This window comes from Chlamydiifrater volucris, from assembly GCF_902806995.1.
GTDB lineage: Bacteria > Chlamydiota > Chlamydiia > Chlamydiales > Chlamydiaceae > Chlamydiifrater > Chlamydiifrater volucris.
Genome location: NZ_LR777654.1, coordinates 918,547 through 937,083 on the forward strand (window position 1 = coordinate 918,547; position 18,537 = coordinate 937,083).

The 18,537-nt window shown below is 40.8% G+C and carries 19 protein-coding genes and 1 tRNA gene; 14 read left to right on the forward strand and 6 right to left on the reverse strand.

The window, feature by feature from the left end; all coding sequences use genetic code 11:
• From KJA62_RS03790 to argS, 4 genes are read left to right on the forward strand one after another with little or no spacing between them, the layout of a single operon-like run.
• Positions 1-912: a phosphatidate cytidylyltransferase gene (locus KJA62_RS03790; RefSeq protein ID WP_213318686.1), complete on the forward strand. Its 912-nt coding sequence runs from the start codon at positions 1-3 to the stop codon at positions 910-912.
• Between the two features lie 36 nt (positions 913-948).
• Positions 949-1,596, forward strand: a complete 648-nt coding sequence (gene cmk / locus KJA62_RS03795; protein WP_213318687.1) for a (d)CMP kinase — start codon at positions 949-951, stop codon at positions 1,594-1,596.
• Complete coding sequence (locus KJA62_RS03800; protein WP_213318688.1) at positions 1,596-2,240, forward strand: lysophospholipid acyltransferase family protein; 645 nt, start codon at positions 1,596-1,598, stop codon at positions 2,238-2,240. The genes cmk and KJA62_RS03800 overlap by 1 nt, the downstream gene beginning before the upstream one ends.
• Positions 2,240-3,943, forward strand: coding sequence for an arginine--tRNA ligase (argS, locus tag KJA62_RS03805; protein ID WP_213318689.1), 1,704 nt, complete (start codon positions 2,240-2,242; stop codon positions 3,941-3,943). Before KJA62_RS03800 ends, argS begins: the two co-directional genes overlap by 1 nt.
• 43 nt (positions 3,944-3,986) lie before the next feature.
• On the opposite strand, the gene murA is transcribed toward argS, so the two are convergent.
• Positions 3,987-5,339, reverse strand: coding sequence for a UDP-N-acetylglucosamine 1-carboxyvinyltransferase (gene murA, locus KJA62_RS03810; protein ID WP_213318690.1), 1,353 nt, complete (start codon positions 5,337-5,339; stop codon positions 3,987-3,989).
• Positions 5,340-5,555: 216 nt separating this feature from the next.
• On the opposite strand from murA, the gene tarP reads away from it, so the two are divergent.
• Positions 5,556-8,012 carry a type III secretion system actin-recruiting effector Tarp gene (gene tarP, locus KJA62_RS03815; protein ID WP_213318691.1) on the forward strand — a complete coding sequence of 819 codons (2,457 nt, stop codon included), beginning with the start codon at positions 5,556-5,558 and terminating at the stop codon, positions 8,010-8,012.
• A gap of 48 nt (positions 8,013-8,060) precedes the next feature.
• Here tarP and KJA62_RS03820 read toward each other — a convergent pair whose 3' ends face one another.
• The 4 genes from KJA62_RS03820 to prfB form a co-directional block, all read right to left on the reverse strand.
• Positions 8,061-8,777 carry a YebC/PmpR family DNA-binding transcriptional regulator gene (locus KJA62_RS03820; RefSeq protein WP_213318692.1) on the reverse strand — a complete coding sequence of 239 codons (717 nt, stop codon included), beginning with the start codon at positions 8,775-8,777 and terminating at the stop codon, positions 8,061-8,063.
• 7 nt (positions 8,778-8,784) lie between these two features.
• Positions 8,785-9,435 carry a SprT-like domain-containing protein gene (locus KJA62_RS03825; protein WP_213318693.1) on the reverse strand — a complete coding sequence of 217 codons (651 nt, stop codon included), beginning with the start codon at positions 9,433-9,435 and terminating at the stop codon, positions 8,785-8,787.
• A 4-nt stretch (positions 9,436-9,439) separates the two neighbouring features.
• A complete protein-coding gene (locus tag KJA62_RS03830; protein ID WP_213318968.1) occupies positions 9,440-9,955 on the reverse strand; it encodes a GNAT family N-acetyltransferase in 516 nt (171 codons plus the stop codon).
• A 4-nt stretch (positions 9,956-9,959) separates the two neighbouring features.
• Positions 9,960-11,061 (reverse strand): peptide chain release factor 2 gene (gene prfB / locus KJA62_RS03835; RefSeq protein WP_246481895.1). Its coding sequence is split into 2 segments (ribosomal slippage): positions 9,960-10,998 and positions 10,997-11,061, totalling 1,104 coding nucleotides; the frame shifts between segments, so codons are not numbered across the junction.
• A 255-nt stretch (positions 11,062-11,316) separates the two neighbouring features.
• On the opposite strand from prfB, the gene KJA62_RS03840 reads away from it, so the two are divergent.
• The 4 genes from KJA62_RS03840 to truA all read left to right on the forward strand — a co-directional run bounded on the left by KJA62_RS03840 (position 11,317) and on the right by truA (position 14,050).
• On the forward strand, positions 11,317-11,577 hold the full coding sequence (locus tag KJA62_RS03840; protein ID WP_213318694.1) for an SWIB/MDM2 domain-containing protein: 261 nt from the start codon (positions 11,317-11,319) through the stop codon (positions 11,575-11,577).
• Positions 11,578-11,652: 75 nt separating this feature from the next.
• On the forward strand, positions 11,653-12,615 hold the full coding sequence (lpxG, locus tag KJA62_RS03845) for a UDP-2,3-diacylglucosamine diphosphatase LpxG (RefSeq protein WP_213318695.1): 963 nt from the start codon (positions 11,653-11,655) through the stop codon (positions 12,613-12,615).
• Positions 12,603-13,271 (forward strand): 2-C-methyl-D-erythritol 4-phosphate cytidylyltransferase, encoded by a 669-nt coding sequence (ispD, locus tag KJA62_RS03850; RefSeq protein WP_213318696.1) that lies wholly within the window; start codon positions 12,603-12,605, stop codon positions 13,269-13,271. The genes lpxG and ispD overlap by 13 nt, the downstream gene beginning before the upstream one ends.
• Positions 13,268-14,050 (forward strand): tRNA pseudouridine(38-40) synthase TruA, encoded by a 783-nt coding sequence (truA, locus tag KJA62_RS03855; RefSeq protein WP_213318697.1) that lies wholly within the window; start codon positions 13,268-13,270, stop codon positions 14,048-14,050. Before ispD ends, truA begins: the two co-directional genes overlap by 4 nt.
• On the opposite strand, the gene KJA62_RS03860 is transcribed toward truA, so the two are convergent.
• Positions 14,047-14,715, reverse strand: a complete 669-nt coding sequence (locus tag KJA62_RS03860) for an HAD family hydrolase (protein WP_213318698.1) — start codon at positions 14,713-14,715, stop codon at positions 14,047-14,049. The two genes, truA and KJA62_RS03860, sit on opposite strands and share 4 nt — an antisense overlap.
• Positions 14,716-14,859: 144 nt before the next feature.
• On the opposite strand from KJA62_RS03860, the gene KJA62_RS03865 reads away from it, so the two are divergent.
• The 5 genes from KJA62_RS03865 (at position 14,860) to KJA62_RS03885 (ending at position 18,487) form a co-directional block, all read left to right on the forward strand.
• The gene (locus KJA62_RS03865) at positions 14,860-15,600 is read left to right on the forward strand and encodes a hypothetical protein (protein ID WP_213318699.1); all 741 of its coding nucleotides are present in this window, start codon (positions 14,860-14,862) and stop codon (positions 15,598-15,600) included.
• Between the two features lie 72 nt (positions 15,601-15,672).
• Positions 15,673-15,755: transfer RNA gene (locus KJA62_RS03870), tRNA-Leu, on the forward strand.
• Between the two features lie 124 nt (positions 15,756-15,879).
• Positions 15,880-16,188 carry a hypothetical protein gene (locus tag KJA62_RS03875; RefSeq protein WP_213318700.1) on the forward strand — a complete coding sequence of 103 codons (309 nt, stop codon included), beginning with the start codon at positions 15,880-15,882 and terminating at the stop codon, positions 16,186-16,188.
• Positions 16,185-17,312, forward strand: coding sequence for a two-component system sensor histidine kinase NtrB (locus KJA62_RS03880; RefSeq protein ID WP_213318701.1), 1,128 nt, complete (start codon positions 16,185-16,187; stop codon positions 17,310-17,312). The genes KJA62_RS03875 and KJA62_RS03880 overlap by 4 nt, the downstream gene beginning before the upstream one ends.
• Positions 17,313-17,323: 11 nt before the next feature.
• Positions 17,324-18,487 (forward strand): sigma-54-dependent transcriptional regulator, encoded by a 1,164-nt coding sequence (locus KJA62_RS03885; RefSeq protein WP_213318702.1) that lies wholly within the window; start codon positions 17,324-17,326, stop codon positions 18,485-18,487.
• The last annotated feature ends 50 nt before the right edge of the window (positions 18,488-18,537 follow it).

The following is an 18,537-nucleotide window of genomic DNA, read 5'->3' on the forward strand; positions in this document are numbered from 1 at the left end:
ATGAGTAAGGAGAAAAGTTTTGGACATGGAGATCTTTTTCAGAGAGTGGTCGTCCATTCCTTAGTACTCACTTTCCTAGTTCTCTTGCTTTATACTTCTCTCTCTCATGTAGGGTCGTGGACGGTAGGTTTAGTTCTCTCTCTTTTGGGCGCACTGGGGACCCAGGAGTACTGTTCAATGTTAAAAAAGAAAAACAAGTTTAAGCCTACTTATCACCCTGTCCTAGGAACCTTTGGTACTTTACTTCTCTCTTTCTTGGTAATTCGGTGGCAAAGTTCACTCCCTGCTTACTGTCGGACGCTACCTAGCATTTACATCTTCACTTGGACTTTATGGACTCTGTTCTCTTTTTGCTCTCCAAAAAAATCCCCACTAACAACAGCCGGAACTAGTGTATTTTCCGTTCTTTACGTTACAGTGCCCCTGTATCTTTTTTTAAAAATTCTTTATGGATTTCTTTCCTCTCCCCAGCCCTATTTGGGAGTATGGTGGACAAGCTTCCTAATAGCGACTACAAAAGGTGCAGATATTTTTGGATACTTTTTTGGAAAAGCATTTGGTAAAAGACAAATTTCTCCGAGCCTAAGCCCCAACAAAACTGTTGCTGGGTTCCTAGCTGGATGTCTGGGGTCTGTATTCATTGCAGCTTTGTTTTGCTTCCAAATCCCTCCAAAATTTGTTCCTTTTGTGGCTCATCCAAGTTTTCTGCTCCCTTTTGGATTAATTCTGGGCATTTGTGGGTTCTTTGGTGATATTCTAGAATCTAGTTTTAAACGAGATGCAGACATCAAAGACAGCAATAAAATTCCCTCTATTGGTGGCATCTTAGATAATTTAGACTCTTTACTTCTCTCAACGCCTGTCTTATACTTCTGCCTTTCTCTCACACAAAATGGAGTGTTTGGGGCATAAGTAGCCGAATACATCCAGAAGGTAGGCTATCAAAGAATGCTTATAACCATAGATGGACCGTCAGGAACAGGAAAGAGCTCTGTAGCTAGGGCTTTAGCAGAAGCCCTAGCTTTCAACTATTGCAATACAGGGGCTATGTATAGAACATTAGCCTATGCCTATCTAGAAACGAATTGTCCTGACTCTTCCAAGTTGTTGGCCGAAAAAGATTTGTTTTCTTTTTCATTTTCCCCAAATCAACCTTTGCTGTCTTTCTTCAAAGGGCGCCTATTATCCCCAGAAGATTTGTCTGAGTCTAAGGTTACAAAGGCGGCTTCCGACTTAGCTAAAATTCCTGAAATAAGAGAGTTTATGCAAAAGTTGCAAAGAGAGTATGCGACACTTGGTGACTGTGTTTTCGAAGGTAGAGATATGGGGTCCGTAGTATTCCCTCAAGCACAGGTAAAAATTTTCTTAACAGCATCTCCTGAAGTCCGAGCTCGTCGCCGACTTAAGGATTATCTGCCTAACTCTGTCTCCTACGAGGAATTAAAAGCTGCTTTAATAGCTAGAGATCGAGAGGACTCTGAACGAAAGAATGACCCTTTGACAATTCCCGAGGGAGCCATCGTAATTGATTCTTCTGAGCTTACCGTACAGGAAGTAACTCAAAAAATTCTTCAAATAATCTCAAGAGAACCATAATGCTTTACTACATTGCTCGTCCTCTATTCGCTTTGATATTTTTCCTTTTCTATCGCATCCAAGTTTACGGAAAAAAGAATTTATCCGAAAAAGGAGCAGTCGTTACCCCTAATCACGCCTCCTATTACGATGGCATAGTAGTCCAGTTGTCGATCAAAGGGCCCGTATATCATTTTGTTAAAGCTTCCCTTTTCCGATCGAAAATTTCTAACTTTCTTATGAGATCTGTTCACTGTCTTCCTATCGAAAGGAAAAAAAACAATCTATCCTCTATCAAGGAAGCTGCAGCAGTAGTCAAAAATGGGAAAAAATTAGTTATTTACCCAGAAGGAACTAGAACACCAGATGGGAACTTGCAATCGGGACAATCGGGAGCAGGAATGCTAGTCATATCTTTAGGGGTACCTGCTATTCCTGTTTATGTGGCTAATACCTACGCTATCTTTAATCGCCATATGAAAATACCTAGGATTTTTAAAAAAATCCCTGTCATCTTCGGCTCCCCTATTCACTTCGATGATATTCGCAATGACCCTTCTCTGACACATAAAGAAGCCTATCGAAAAGCTATCGATAGGATCATGCATAAAATTGCACTTTTAAAAACGTGGTACGAAAACGGCTGTAAAGGAGATATTCCCTAATGACATATTCTTTTCAAAGGCTGCGACCTTGGTTAGAACAACTATGCAGTGAAGCCTTTCAAAAAGCCTATCCAGAACTGGGCAAGATTCAGCCAGAGGTCACTCTGGCTACCAAGGAAGCCTTTGGACACTTCCAGTGCAACGAAGCGATGAAACTGGCCAAATTTCTCAAGTGCGCGCCCGTAACTATAGCTAATAAAGTTTTGTCTCATTTGCCAAAAGAGTATTTTTCAACCATCGAAGTGGCTGGGGCAGGATTCATTAATTTCACACTTTCCCAAGCATTCTTAGAAGAAAGTCTATTACACCTACCATCTCTACTGACTCCTGGGTCCTTAGTGGAAAAATTCCAACGAGTAATTGTAGACTACTCCTCTCCAAACACAGCCAAAGACATGCATGTAGGACACTTAAGATCTACAATTATCGGAGATTGTCTGGCTAAGGTTTACGCATTCTTAGGACATGAAGTTATCAAGCTCAACCACATCGGAGATTGGGGGACAGCTTTTGGGATGTTAATCGCTTACATTCAAGAAAACAATCTCCAAGACCAAGGTGATATAGAGAACCTTACCTTGTTATATCAAAAAAGTCGGGCGCGCTTTGATGAAGATGAAGACTTTAAATCACAGTCCAGAAAAAACGTAGTTCTTCTCCAGGCGGGAGATCCAAAAATCATAAAGATTTGGGAAAATATTTGTGAAGCATCCAGGAGAGCTTTTAATAAAATTTACTCTCTCCTTGATGTATCCATAGAGGAGCGTGGAGAATCTTTCTATAACCCTTTTCTTGCTGACGTCGTCTCCGATCTTGAAAATAAAGGACTTGTAACCATATCTGACGGAGCAAAATGCGTTTTTCATGATAATTTCCCCATCCCTCTTATGATCCAAAAAAGCGATGGTGGATACAGCTATGACACTACGGATATTGCTGCCATGCGTTATCGGGTAGAATGCGATCGAGCGGATAAAATCATTATTGTCACAGATGCGGGGCAATCCTTACACTTTAAACTAGTTGCTGCTACTGCACTAGCAGCTAACTATCTGTCTTCGGAGAAAATTTTCACTCATGTTGGTTTTGGTCTAGTACTAGATTCTCAAGGAAAAAAGTTTAAGACTCGATCAGGAGAAAGTATCAAACTAGCAGACCTTCTGTTGACTGCTGTAAATAAAGCTATGGCAATTTTACTAGAAAGAAATCCCCAAATATCTCCAGAGGAAGCGCAGAAAAAAGCTCAGATCCTCGGCATTAACGCAGTTAAATACGCAGACCTTTCCTGCCACCGAATCAGTGACTATGTATTCTCTTTTGATAAAATGCTAAGATTCGAAGGAAATACAGCCACATTTATTCTCTATGCCTACGTTCGTATTCAAGGAATTAAAAGGCGATTACAACTGGATAAGCTTTCCAGTAAAGGACGACTTATTCTTAAGGCCTCAGCGGAGCAGGCCCTGGCTTTTAAACTCTTGTGCTTCCCCGATGTACTACTTAAAGTTGCAGAAGAACTCTTCCCTCATCTGTTAACAGACTACCTGTATGATTTAGCCGAAAAGTTCAACATCTTTTTCCGAGACTGCCACATAGAAGGCTCTGAATACCAAGAGTCTAGACTACACCTATGCCTATTGACAGAACAAATTCTATCGGTGGGAATGTCCCTATTAGGACTTCGGACGTTAGATACCCTCTAAAAACTCGAAGGGCCCCTCAGTTTCATAAGGGGCTAGGCTATACTTAACAAAAAGCGTATTCTTGAGTTTTTTTCGTGAGATTCTTAGAAACGCGGATCTTTGCTCCCAAGGACTCCAAGTTTGCCACTAACTGATTATACCCTCGATCCAATAACTCAGCACCTCGAATAATACTTTTTTCTCCTTCAGCTATCAACGCTGCCATGACATAAGCAAAGCCGGCCCTTAAATCAGGAATGCATACTTCTGCTGCTTGCAGAGGTGTCACTCCTCGAATGACTGCACTATGAGGATAATTACCCGCCTTATATCGACAATCCTTGGAACTTAAGCACTGATAGAAGAGTTCACAATCAGCACCCATAGCCCTCAATCCAGACAAATACTTTAATCGATTTTCATGAACGGTTTCATGAATTACAGAAGATCCTTTTGCTTGAGTTAACAATACAGCAAAGGGTTGTTGCCAATCCGTGAGAAAGCCAGGATGAACATCCGTCTCTACAACAACACCTCCTTTTAAAGTTCTTTCCCGGAAAAACTCTATACCATCGTCCTTAACAACAAACCCTCCACCAATTTCTCTTAATCCATTAAGGAAAGGTAACATATCAGAATGACGAGCTCCTTGTACAAAGATCCTTCCATCAGTTACCACAGCAGACATTCCAAAAGATGCAGCCTCAATCTTATCAGGGATCACTGTGTGATCTACCTCGTTAAAACTTTGGGATCCAAAAATTTCTATAGTCCTATCATTGTCTGTGGTAATAGTTACTCCCATCTTCTGGAAGAACATGATCAAATCTATAATTTCTGCCTCCAAAGCAGCATTTTTGATTAAAGTTCTGCCAGAAGCCCTTACAGCAGCAAATATCAAATTTTCAGTGGCACCTACGGAAGGATATGGCAACTCTATGTGAGCTCCTACCAAACCCTCTTTTGCGTGCGCACAATAACCCCTCTTGTCCAGAAACGCTTCAGCTCCTAGACACTTAAGACCTTCTAAATGAAAGTTGACTGTTCGCTCTCCTATGGCATCCCCACCCACTATAGGAACTATGACTTGCTGCCTTGTTCTTGATAACAAAGCTCCTATAAGCAAAACCGGAATGCGATTAACTTTAGAAAAACATGAGGATATATTAGTTGTAACTATCTTGGGAGTTTGAATTTCAATAACCTGAGATCTCTTATCCCACTCGATCTTGGCCCCCACTTCACGACACAGGTCTACTGTGAACCGCACGTCTCCAATATCAGGAATGTTTCTAAGAACACATTTTTGATCAGACAGTAATGATGCAACCAATAGTTTTGTTGCAGAGTTTTTAGCTCCAGAAACTTTAACTGTTCCTGTTAAAGAACATCCGCCAAACACCTCTAATGTTTTCATAATTTTCAGTTTCTCTCGTTCATCGGCAAGGCCTGCGCAAAACTAAATATCCCTAATTGTCGTGTATTTTTCCATACCAAACTTCTATCACTACTCAAATTATTAAAAACAAAACCTATGAGTTTATTTCGAGTTTTTTCAAAAAAATTAAGGTTTAATTAAAAAAATTAAATTAAATTAAAATCAAATTAATAAAACGTAATTATTTTTTGAAATATGTCATCTCCCATAGGAAATAATCAAGGCGTCAATGTCGATATACCAGTAACTCCAACAACAACAACAGCTACAGGCGGTATTGGCGAACATTCCGTAACAACAACAGCTACAGGACAAACTTCTGAAACAGCAACAACAACAAATACTGTAGCAACAGGATCCTTGGAACAAACCGGGGGAACAGGCAATGTAACCGTCACTTCTTCTGATGGAAATGTTTCAGGAGTGACAGTCAACGGAGAGTCTGTAAAAGTTTCTACGTCCGGTAGCACCGAAGCTACTTCTACAGCCGACAAAACAGAATCAGCATCTAGTTCCGTACTATTCTTTAAAGAAGGCTCTGGGCCACAAAGATCTGAAACCTTAGATGCCATTAACGAAGACCTAGGAGGACCCACAGAGGCTGCCGGAGGACGTCGCGATTCTGTCTCCAGTACAACAAGTGAGGGATCTCTGGATTCCCTATACGGACTCAGGGGATCAGAAATGAGTGATACTGAGGCCGCTCATCAAGTAGGACCAGGAGGACTACCACAAAACGCTATACCCTCCTATGACCCAACCAGCAAGTCCTCCATCATTGAATTTTTAAAAAATCCCAATGTCCAAGGAAAAATGCAAACAAAGGCTGGACACTATGTATACGTAGATGAAGCCAGATCCAGTTTCATTTTCGTAAAAAATGGAGATTGGAGCACTGCCGAATCCATAAAAGTCACTAATGGAAGAACAAAGGCAGATCTTACAAATCCCAAAGTATTGGAAGACTGCATAGCTAAATTCTGTGTTGGATTTAAAGAATTAGAAAGTAGTTGGAATAACGTTGTGAAACCGGGTCTAGAAAGCAAATCCGGAGCCACTGGCGATTATTCCCATTTAGTACTCAATATGAAATTCAAGACGGCTGTTGCTTACGGACCGTGGAATACTAAAGAAAATTCGGCCACCTATACTCCCTCAGCATGGAGACGTGGCGCAGAACTTAAAGTTAATAAAGAAATATTTAAAGATGTTGGTGGATTAAAACCCATTAGCTGGCAAAACACACAACGACCTACGGACGCAGACTTCCACTTCGATTCAGAGACACCATCTCCCCAACAACCTCAGCCTCAACCCTATCCTCCCTTCCAAATGCCCGCTATCAATATCAATATCACTAACACCAATAACAATAATGTTGGTGGTGGAGATAACAATACAAAAGGCAGTGATAATGTCGATAATTCTAATCAAACACAAGAAACAACAAAATCTGAAGAAGTTGTTGAAGGTAAAATAGAAGAAGAAGGAAGCGGTGCAGAAGATGAATCCCCACCACCACCACCAGTAGGAGGAGGAAGAATAAACGTAAACGTGTTGCCTTCTAATGAGTTAAAAACTCTTCTCTCACATGTTCGTCAACATCTTGATACCGTCTACGATGAAAACGGCAATCATCACTTAGGAAGCCAAGATTTAGGTAACGTTGTCAGAACTAGTGAGAACGGAACATGGGTCCCAACAGTAAGACTTCCTGAGGAAGGAAATAATACTTCTGAAGTCAATGGTCCCCAAGATCCCGACACAGATGATGGAGGTGTTGGAGGCGTCGGAGGAAATAATGATGATGTCCAAGAGACTTCTTCTGAAGACGATACATCAAAAGCTGAAGGTACAGATGAAACAGATTCTTCCACAAAAGCCTCCGATGATTCAGGAAAAGGTAAAGGTGTTGGAGGAGACGATAACGGCGCAGAGCTCTTAGATATTTTAAGTAGGGTCCGTAACCACTTGAATGTCGTATATCCCGGAGGCGGTCATGAGGGCCCTGTGAACGTTAACAGAAACTTGGGAGAAGTTATCTCCGAAGCTGAAGCCGGAAGAGCAGATTCTGGAACATTCGCCACAGGAGGTCCTGGAGGTGGAAATGAAGGCTTTGTTACAGCCACAATTTCCGGCGGTATAGCTAAAACAGCCCAGCTGGTAAGAAATGAAGCAACCAATCCAAGCGACGATGGTTCAGGAAAGGGTGTGTCCAACAAAAAGGGTTCCCCACCTCCCGTACCACCAAAACCATCTAACCTTGCAGCAAGAATAGCAAAAGGTGGAACTGGGACTGGTCAAGCAACAGCCACTCCTCCACAGCCTGCCAACACTGCTGTTAAGATGATGGGTAAACAATTTGGATTGCAAACAAACACTAGAGATTTACTAAAAGAAGTCCGAGGGCATCTTGACAGCGTTTATCCAACGGGAGGAAGAGGACAGCCACGAAATGTAGGCTCATCTTTAGGAAGCGTCGTATCCAGATTCAGAGAGGAAACGGGGTCCGGAGGCATCGTACATACGGAAACAGTACGAACTGAAGGACAAAGTAGCGCGCCTTCTACCAACGAACAAATCAACGCTCAAGGAGGAGCGGTAAAGGCCCTCACGAAAATGTTCGAAAACGCTTCTAAAAAGGATCAATAGCTAAGTTAGAGAGATCTCTTTTCAAAAGGAATCTCTCTTTAGAAAATCTTATGCCATATTGTGATAGACGGCATCTACGTCGTCAATTCCTTCTAGCCACTCAATGAGGGCAAGATTATTTCGCCCATCCTCTTCATTGCAATCTATCATCCTTAAAGGCTTGTAAACTAACACATCTTCGGAGACCTTAACTCCTGCTTCAACGAGTTTTTCTTTAACTTCAGAAAGCGCGGACACTTCGGAAAACACTTGGAAAAACTCCTCGTCATCCGAAGTAAGATCTTCTCCTCCCCCTTCTATAACAAGAGAAAGCAAAGACTCTTCATCAATAGAGTCCTTAGGCACACTGCAACAACCTTTCCTTTCAAAATTATATAAAACACTGCCAGGTTCTACTAACGCCCCTCCTCTCTTGTTAACAGCTATACGCATATCGGAAGCCGTTCGATTTTTATTATCTGTCATAGCTTCGACAACAATACCCACTCCACCGTATCCATAAAGCTCATAAACAACGGATTCAAATCCTTTTTGTTCTGAGGAGGAAGCTTTTTTAATATTTCGTTCGATGTTTTCGTTAGGAATGTTTTGATCCTTAGCCTTTTGAATGATCATCCTAAGCCTAGGATTCCCTTTAGGGTCAGGGCCACCAGCTTTCACTGCTGTGATCAGCTCCTTTATGATACGAGAAAAAATCTTACCTTTTTTATGATCGGCTCTTTCCTTCCTATATTTAGTATTAGCCCACTTACTATGTCCTGCCATTACCTACCTAGCTCATTAATAATATGTGTTGGTGTTGCTTCTCCCAAGCTACTGCTTCTTGATATTTCTTAAATAACTTTTCTCTTTCTCTAAACTCTACCGAATGAATGTTACGTCTACCAGAAATTCCTTTGTTAGCACCCACGACTCCATGAACCATTTCGTGATAGATGACAAATTCTAAAAAAAAAGAAGGAACTTCTTCCCGATCTAGAGAACGATGTATCCTTATCATCTTTTCTTCACAATGAAACGTCCCTAGTGTAATGGAATTACGTGTCTTCCCTAAAATTCGACCGAACCACCCAATACGAAACCGCAAATTCCCATCAAAATACTCTTCATTTACTCTCTGATATAACTCATCTAGATTATGAACCCTTCCAGGCGAAGTATCTAGAGGAATAGGCGCAGGATTGGAAAAAACATGTGCTTCTAACTGTTGCTTTATTTTTCTACAAAGTTTTTTCCCTTTAATGAAGTCTGCAATAATCTCTGCCATCCACAACGGAGCAGATAATAGCTTCTCCTGAAGAGAAAGTACTCGTCTACGAAAGCAAAAAGAAAACAAGGTGGAAACCCCCTTATGAGTGCGCACGCGAACAGGTTCTGTCACCAATGAACAAATCTTTCGAACAAACAATTCAGAGGATTTCATGAACCTACAAATCTCTCTCCATAGTTATTTTGGCCAAATATCCTTTTTCATCCTTGTAAAAACGCTTCTGTCTTCCGACTTCTTTAAATCCAAATCGTTCATACAAAGAAATGGCCCGATTTTCCGAGTAGACTTCCAAATAGAGGACCTCTAAATGAAACGTATTTTTAGCAAGATGGATAAGGTTATTTAGTAGCACAGTCCCTATCCCCTTACTTCTATAAGGTTCACCAACGATAATAGAAATCAATGCGTGATGAGCAACCTTGACGTAGGGATTCAAAACTAAAGTAGCAACACCCGCAACTTCTCCGTTCATAAGAGCAGTCAAGCTGCTTTTATAGCGGTAAAACCCGACCCAAAAATTTACTGCATCCCGAATTTCATTTTCTGTCTTGAGGGGGAATCCTCTTAAAATTTTAGGATCATTAAGCCATTTTTTCATGTACTCCCCATCTTCAGCAACGGTGTACCTAATGGTTAAACCTGGGATGCTAAGCCTGAAAGTTTCTTCTTTCATCACGCTATTCTCCAAACATTGTTAAGTATGCGTTTATAAAATCATCCAACAATTCGCCGTCCATCATAGCGCGAACATTTCCCACTTCATAACCAGTCCGAACATCTTTAACGAGCGTGTATGGCTGGAAAACGTAGTTCCGGATCTGAGATCCCCAAGCAATTTCTTTTTTGTCTTTCCTATCCAATGCTTGCTTTTCCATACGCTCCTGAAGTACTTTTCGGTACAACTTAGCTCGAAGCATTTTTATGCAACTTTCCCTATTTTGTAACTGACTCCTTTCATTTTGACAGGACACAACAATCCCCGAAGGAAGGTGAGTAATCCTCACAGCAGACTCTGTGACATTGACATGCTGACCTCCTGCACCAGAAGATCGGTAAGTATCTATACGCAAATCTGAGGGATTAATTTCTATTTCTATCTCCTCGTCAATTTCGGGGAAAACATCCACGGAAGCAAAACTTGTGTGTCTTTTAGCATTGCTATCGAAAGGAGATATACGCACTAATCTATGCACTCCCCTCTCGGCTTTTGCATATCCGTAAGCGAACGGGCCACAAATCTTCAGGGTGATATTCTTAATGCCCACAACTTCCCCGTCCAAGCGATCCAAGACTTCTGTACGCCATCCCTTGGAAGTAGCCCATCGATCGTACATACGCAACAACATCTCGGCCCAATCACAAGCCTCCGTACCCCCTGCTCCAGCATTAATGCTTAAGAAACAATTGTTAGCATCAGCTTCTCCTGAAAGTCTCTGCTTAGCTTCCAATTCTGTAAGTAACTTCCCGCAAACTTCAACCTCTACGAGCAGCTCATTGACGAGATCAGCGTCCTCCAACGAATCGGAATCTTCCAAAAAAAATTTGACCGAATCAAATCTTTTTTGGACCTCTTGGAATGAAGATAATCGACGTTTTTTCTCCGCCAATCCAGAAAGAACATCCTTAGCCCGATGCGGATTATCCCAGAAATTACTTTCTTGAGTTTCTAGTTCTCCCCGCTCTATGTCCTTAGCCATTCTCTCGGGGTCAAAGAGACCTCCCGACTGCATCCAGTCGTTGGCTCAAAACTTGCAACTGCTTAGAAAGTTTGTCATCCACAACCCTTACCCCAAGAAATTTACTATCACGTTAGGAGAGAGGGATTTTAGGAATAGGAATTAATAAAGTCAATCTACGAGGATTCAATATATTTTACTCTCGTGTAAAAGAAAAATTTCTTCCAAATTGCACCGAAATACCTCTAGAAATAAAATTATATCGACTTTTTGCTTTGACGATAAACCATGGCTAAAGATAAAAAGTTTGCGACGAAGGGCTAAGACCTTTCTTACATATTTACTAGGAGCGAAACCGATGAGTCAAAATAAGAACAGTGCTTTTATGCAACCTGTAAAAGTCAGCGCCGAACTAGCTGCAATTGTGGGTAACGGCCCTATGCCAAGGACGGATATCATAAAGAGGCTTTGGGAATACATAAAGAAGAACGGCCGCCAAGATCCAAAGAATAAAAGAAATATTTTGCCTGACGAAAAGTTAGCTAAAGTTTTCGGAACTTCGGCTGCTATCGATATGTTCGAGATGACAAAGCGTTTGTCCGTACATATTGTTAAATAAACGTCATTTCTAAAGATGTATTTGCAAGATAAGAGCAGTCTTGGTTTTTGAGTCTGCTCTTATGGTAATCCCTAAATGTTTTTAAAGTTCTTTTTCCCCACTGCTTCCGTTTGTTTAGGAGCGGCCTTTTGGGCTTCTCTTGTTGAGCCAAATCTTATTCAGGTGACTTCCAAAACGTGGAAGCTCCCTAGGAAATACTCTCAGCTAGATGGGCTCAGGGTCGTTCAAATCTCTGATTTACATTGTGGAGAAGAGGTCCCTCGAGGGTTTTTAAAGAAAGTTGGCAGCATAGTCCGAGGTCTACACCCAGATGTCGTCTTGTTCTCAGGGGATTTCCTGCGGAGAGGTCAGATCGAAGATCGTGATAAGCTTCTCGGCTTCTTATGCTCTTTGGAATCCAAGCTGGGAGCCTTCTGTGTTTTTGGGAACCATGACTATTCCAAATACATCTCAGGAACAGCAAAAGGCTTGATAGATATTATCGCTCCAGACAAGAGTCACGCTGTCCACAGAGCTCTCTCTTCCATATGGGGGTGCTTAAGAAACAGGCAGCAACCGTTGAAGTTTTCTCCAGAAACAGCTCATGTGCCTGTGCATAAAGAACTTTCTTCTTTGCTTAAAGAGACTCCTTTTACCCTGCTACATAATGAATCAGTATTTCTACCTATAGGACTAAATATTGTTGGATTAGGAGATTATTTTGCTCAAAGATGCTTACCCAAAGAGGCTTTCGCTAATTATAAAGAGGACTTCCCAGGGTTCATTCTCACTCACAACCCTGACAGTGCGTTACTACTACAAGATTATCCCGGGGAATGGGTTTTCTCCGGTCACACACATGGCCCTCAAATTTTCCCACCGTTCATCATGAAGAAATTTTTCCAAAGACTTTCTGGCTTGCAAAATATAGAATACTGCCGAGGAAAACACATCCTCCCCGACAGTAAAATTTTATATGTGAATCGTGGATTAGGCGGACTTAAACGAATTCGTTTCGGGTCAAAACCTGAAATTCTCTTCTTAGAATGCAAGCAATAACAACGTTAACAAAGCATGTCTCTCTGGTTCTTCTTGCCGGAGGCAAAGGATCTCGATTCAAAGCAGATATTCCTAAGCAGTTTGTACCACTTCAGGGGGAACCGCTTATTTTTCATTCCCTAAAGATATTTTTGACCATTCCCGAAATTGCAGAAATTATCGTTGTATGCCCACGCGAGTACCAAGAACTTTTTCACACTTTTCCTGTTCTTTTTGCTGACCCAGGCACAGAAAGGCAAGATTCGGTCCTCTCCGGCTTACAAAAAACGACTCACTCCCTCCTACTTATCCACGATGGAGCGCGTCCTCTTGTTTACCCTGACGAAGTAAAGGAACTCATCCTTACAGCACAAAATTGTGGTGCATCCACTCTCGTATCCCCCACTGAGTACACAATAAAAAGGCGGTGCAAAGTTAACGGAAAAGTCCAAACTCTTGATCGTTCAGAATTATTTGTGGCTCACACCCCTCAATGCCTTAAAAAAAATATTCTTTCTTCAGGAATACAAAAGGCAAAAATATTAAATAAAATTTTAACAGATGATGTTTCTGCTGCAGAACTACTTGGTCTCCCCGTGCACTTTGTACTAACTGAACGACCAAATATAAAAGTCACCCATTCTAAAGATCTTAAACTTATCGAGTCGATCTTATGACCGAGGCTAAACCAAAAATTTGCATCCGATTAGAATACGACGGTACACCATTTTGCGGCTGGCAGAAACAACCACGACAATGCTCTATCCAAGAATCCTTAGAAAAATCTTTGCTACAAATATCTAGAGAAAAAATCTCCGTAATCGGCTCTGGGAGAACTGATGCTGGGGTGCACGCTCGCGGTCAAGTTGCCCATTTCTCAAAAGGGAACGCCCCCATCTTTAACTCACCTTCTAAACTCCTATTAGCGCTAAACGCTATTCTTCCTAAAGAAATTTCTATAACATCAATTGCGGAAGCCCCAGCTTCTTTTCATGCTCGGTATAGTGCACAAAAAAAAGAATATCGCTACTACATTTCTTTCTTTAAAAAACCCCCTCCTTTACGTTACAATTTCGTTCATAACCTTCCCATTCAGCCCGATATTCAACTTATGCAAAAAGCTGCCTCCTACTTCTTAGGAAAACACGACTTCGCGGCGTTTGCCAACAGTGGTCGGACATATGCATCCACAGTACGCACCATTTACTTTTTATCCTTGAATTTCATTGATGAAGCTTTACTAGAAATACGTTGCCTGGGGAACGGATTTCTTTATAAAATGGTCCGAAACATAGTAGGCACTCTGATACACATAGGGCAGAAAAAGAGCCCCCCAGAACTTGTTTTGAAGCTTTTGTCTACGAAAGATAGAACACTAACCCCAGAAACAGCTCCAAGCAAAGGGCTCACACTATTCCAAGTTTTCTATTCCCCCGACCCTTTTCAAAAACTTTAACCTACTTCTTCTAAGGAACGTAGGTAGTAAAAATTCCCACTTTTTTTACCAAGAATAGTTTCATCTACTGGATTGTTTCTATTCACACAAACTATATCTGCATCTATATAGGAAAGTGCTTGAACCCCCTTAATAGAATCCTCAAAACCCACTACACGATCATTAGAAGATACATACCTGCTGTAGGCCAGTATATAAGAATCAGGGTGCGGCTTGGGATTGGAATAATCTTCTCTCACTACGCGAAAAGAAAGCTTTCGCAATACTGGGTGGTCTTTTGTTACCTTATCCACAAAATGACCTGAAGAATTTGTGACAAGTACGCTGATCTTTCCTTCAGCACTGATTCTTTCTATTAAATCCTTTGCTCCAGGCATTAATTGCGGTGGAGAAAGCGTAAGTAATTCTCGATAGATTTCGTCTTTTTTACAATAAATCTTATCCCAAAGAGAGTCTGCTTCTGGGAAAAGTTCTACAAGGTATTTTTTTAAAAAAAACCTACCCTTAGAAATAAGCTGATAATACAAAGAAAAGTCAGCTGAAAAAGAAAAATCAAACTCTGAACAGGCTTTCTGAAAAGCAGAAAAATGATGTGTCTCAGTATTTACTAACAAACCATCGAAATCAAATAGAAAAACCTGATAATTCTCCACCTTAATCTTCATAATCGAACCTCAAAAGCTTACCCAGTTGATTTGATTTTCATTCTCTCTAATATTGCCTCACCATCTTATTCGTTTGAAGATATTTTATGAGGCTAAACAAATGAAAAATTTTTAATAATTAAGGATAAAATCTGTGAGGACTCTTTGATTGATCATTTGCATAACATTGCTAGGCGAACTCTTTATTTTTCCTCTTTGCTAGTAGCCTTGTCTTCTCTATCAGGCTGCCAAAATCATTCCCATTTTAGAGGAGTTACTGTAGCCGAAAGAATTACCTCGCAAAAGGGCTCTGGAGTGATTTTTCATCCCGCCATCTACCCCATGCCACTCCCTCAATACACCTGGCAATCTCCTCACTCTCAAATAATTACCAAACATTCCTTCTACTGTAGGGGAGCTGATAGAATATCTGAACATCCTCCTTTCCAAGATTGCAAAGGTCTGTTCTCTCACGGACTCCCTATAAAAAACGGCAAAGAATTTATTAATCCCCAGCTTATTCGTTCGGTATCTATTATATTTCGCACCTTTTGTAAGGAACATACCATAACCATCGAAGAAGGGTATTCTTGCAAACGACACTTCTTATTCAAAAAATCCGTAGGAGATCCTTTACACCCTAAACACCTATCCGGAGACGCAGCTATCTTAACTATTCTTTCCTCCGATCCCGGTAGTGATAACTCCCCACTCTTCTTTATAGAAAAAATGCTTCCCGAGTTGAAAAAAATGTATCCAAAAAACTCCTCTACCGAACATGTATTCTCTTCTTCTCCCCGGCACATCAAGAATAAAGAAATTTCGCTTACCTTTGAGCCCTTGGTAAACGGAGTTAAAGTTTTTATAGAAACCTCCTATGGAGAAGACGCTGTACCCACTGTGTAAAACTTCTCGGCAATTTCCTTAAAAGACCTTGCCTTATATATTGCTAATCTCCTATCCTTGTAGACTCTTTGTGCCGGTGTGGCGGAATGGTAGACGCGGTAGACTCAAAATCTACTCTTAGCAATAAGGTGTTGGTTCGAGTCCGATCACCGGCAGTTTTTTTATCCCTTTACCCCTTTTGTCTCAATAACCTCTGTTTTGTTTCGTTTTTTCAAGTTGCGATAAAATAACAGGTAGTCTTTTCTAAGGGAAGACGATCTCTAGAAGTTCTTTGATACAATGGACGAAGAATCTCCACTATATCTTCTGAAGAAAAAGAAGGGATTCTTCTTAGCTGTATTAAAGCTTACAGAGGCTGAAAGTTCTCTTTCACTCTCAGACCTGGAACAATCTCTACGACAAAAAAGAATACTTCTTTCTTGCATCAAACGTGTCGACGAGGAATTAGAATCTTTCCAGAATTATCTCAAGGAAACCTCTTCTCCAAAAATTCACCAGGAGTTGATAGAGATCCGTCTGCTGATAGAAAAAGTTTTATCTTTGGATGAAACCCATTATACCCAAAGAAGGCAAAGCATTAACTTATGAACGATAATGTCCATTCTACAAAAATATGTTCTCGTTCTCATACACCTAAATCCTCTGACCTTGTTTCAGGAAGAAAAATTAGATCAGAATTAGACTCTATAATCTCCAGGTTAAAAAAATCTTCACGAGAAACAGAATATATTCTCTCGTCTATCCCTGATGGAATTTTCCTAATCTCCGAGAACGGAGCTATAACCGTATGTAATACAGAAGCAAAAACAATCCTTGGATTTCCAGAAAACTACCCCCTATTACATCAATCTTTCTTCGATATTTTCCCTGACTCCTTCCTTGGATTCTCCGTCTCTGAAGCACTAAAACACCTCCCTGCACCCAAGACAGTGGCTCTTAATTTGGAAGATGGAGAGTTATCAAAAGATCTGGAAATTTTTGTTCGAAGGTGCGGAGGAAATGATCTCGATGATTCTCCTTACTTGTTTGTCATGATCAGAGATCGCTCTATGTATAAACAGCTTGAAAACGCTTTAGAGCGATATAAAAATATATCAGAAATCGGTCGATTAGCCGCAACTGTAGCCCATGAAATCCGTAATCCATTAACAGGCATTGAAGGCTTTGCCTCTCTTCTTAGGGAAGAGCTTACGTCCCCCAGACATAAACGTATGGCTCAATCTATTGTCGATGGCACACGATCCTTAAACTCTTTAGTGTCATCTATACTCGAATACACTCGACCCAATCCATTAAATTTAAAAACAACAAATTTATCTGACTTCATATCTTCCCTACACCCTCTACTGTCCTCATCCTTCCCTTCTTACAAACAAGAAATAAAGGTCAGCACCCCTATAACAAAATCTATAGACCCAGACAGAATGAAATCTGTGTTATGGAACCTTGTAAAAAATGCCTGCGAAGCTTCTTACCCCAATGCCCCTGTTGTTTTAAGCTTAGAAGAAAACGGTGATATATCTGTCACCAATCAAGGAGAAAACATACCCCCAGAAGTGCAAAAAAATCTCTTCACTCCTTTCTTCACCACAAAATCTTCGGGAAACGGTCTTGGACTCCCTGAAGCTAAAAAAGTCATCAGCATGCACGGAGGAGAAATTGTTGTTTCTTCGACGAACAACGTAACAGCTTTTGTGATAAAAATACCCTAAGTCTTTGATACATGATCATAGAATCTATTCTCATTGTCGATGATGAACCAATCCTTAGGGATTTCTTGCAGGAGTTGTTGAGTTCCAGAGGATATGTAATTACTACAGCAACAAATACCAAAGAAGCTCGGTCTTTCATTCGTAAAAATACCTTTGATCTTATCATCTCCGATATGAACATGCCTGATGGATCTGGCCTTGATGTTCTTGCTGAAGCTCAAAAGAGCGCGCCAGAAACTCCCGTCCTTGTCATAACAGCTTTTGGAACTATTGAAAATGCCGTAGAAGCTATTCAAAAAGGTGCTTTCAACTACCTAACAAAGCCCTTTTCTTCCGAAGCTTTGATGGCTTATATAGATAAGGCTAAAGAACATAAAGTTATTTTATCACAAAATTCTTTCTTCAAATCACAAGCATCTGAAAATTCCGACTACCCACTAATAGCTGAGAGCGAGGAGATGCAAAATCTTCTTCAACAGGCAAAAAAGGTAGCGCAGACAAAAGCTAATGTTTTTATTCATGGCGAATCCGGTTGTGGGAAAGAAGTTGTATCTCAATTCATTCACAATAATTCCCTCAGAGCCCAGGGGCCTTACATCAAAGTAAATTGCGCAGCAATCCCAGACACTTTGATGGAGTCGGAATTCTTTGGACATGAGAAGGGTGCTTTCACAGGGGCCGCAACAAAAAAATCTGGGCGATTCGAACTTGCTCACCAGGGAACTTTACTCCTTGATGAAATCACAGAAGTCCCTATCAATTTACAACCCAAACTCCTAAGAGCTATCCAAGAGAGAGAATTTGAACACCTCGGAGGAACCAAGACAATTTCCGTGGACGTGAGAATCCTAGCAACTTCAAATAGAGATTTGCAGGAAGCCCTAGAAGATAAATCTTTTAGAAAAGATTTATATTACCGCCTTAATGTCGTTTCTATCCATATTCCTCCTCTCAGGGAACGTCGTAAGGATATCCTTCCCCTTGCCACTTTCTTTCTAAAAAAATTTTGTAAAATGAACGGAAAAAAAATTAAAAACTTATCGCAAGAATCAAAAGAAGCTTTGTTGGATTACCATTGGCCAGGAAATGTCCGCGAACTCTCAAACGTGATAGAACGTGCTATTATTTTAGAAAACTCTGAAACCATAATTCCCGAAAGTTTAGCATTAAACTAGTGGTTTTTAGGAGTTTTTCTTGAGTTTCTCTATTTCTTTGATTACACTTG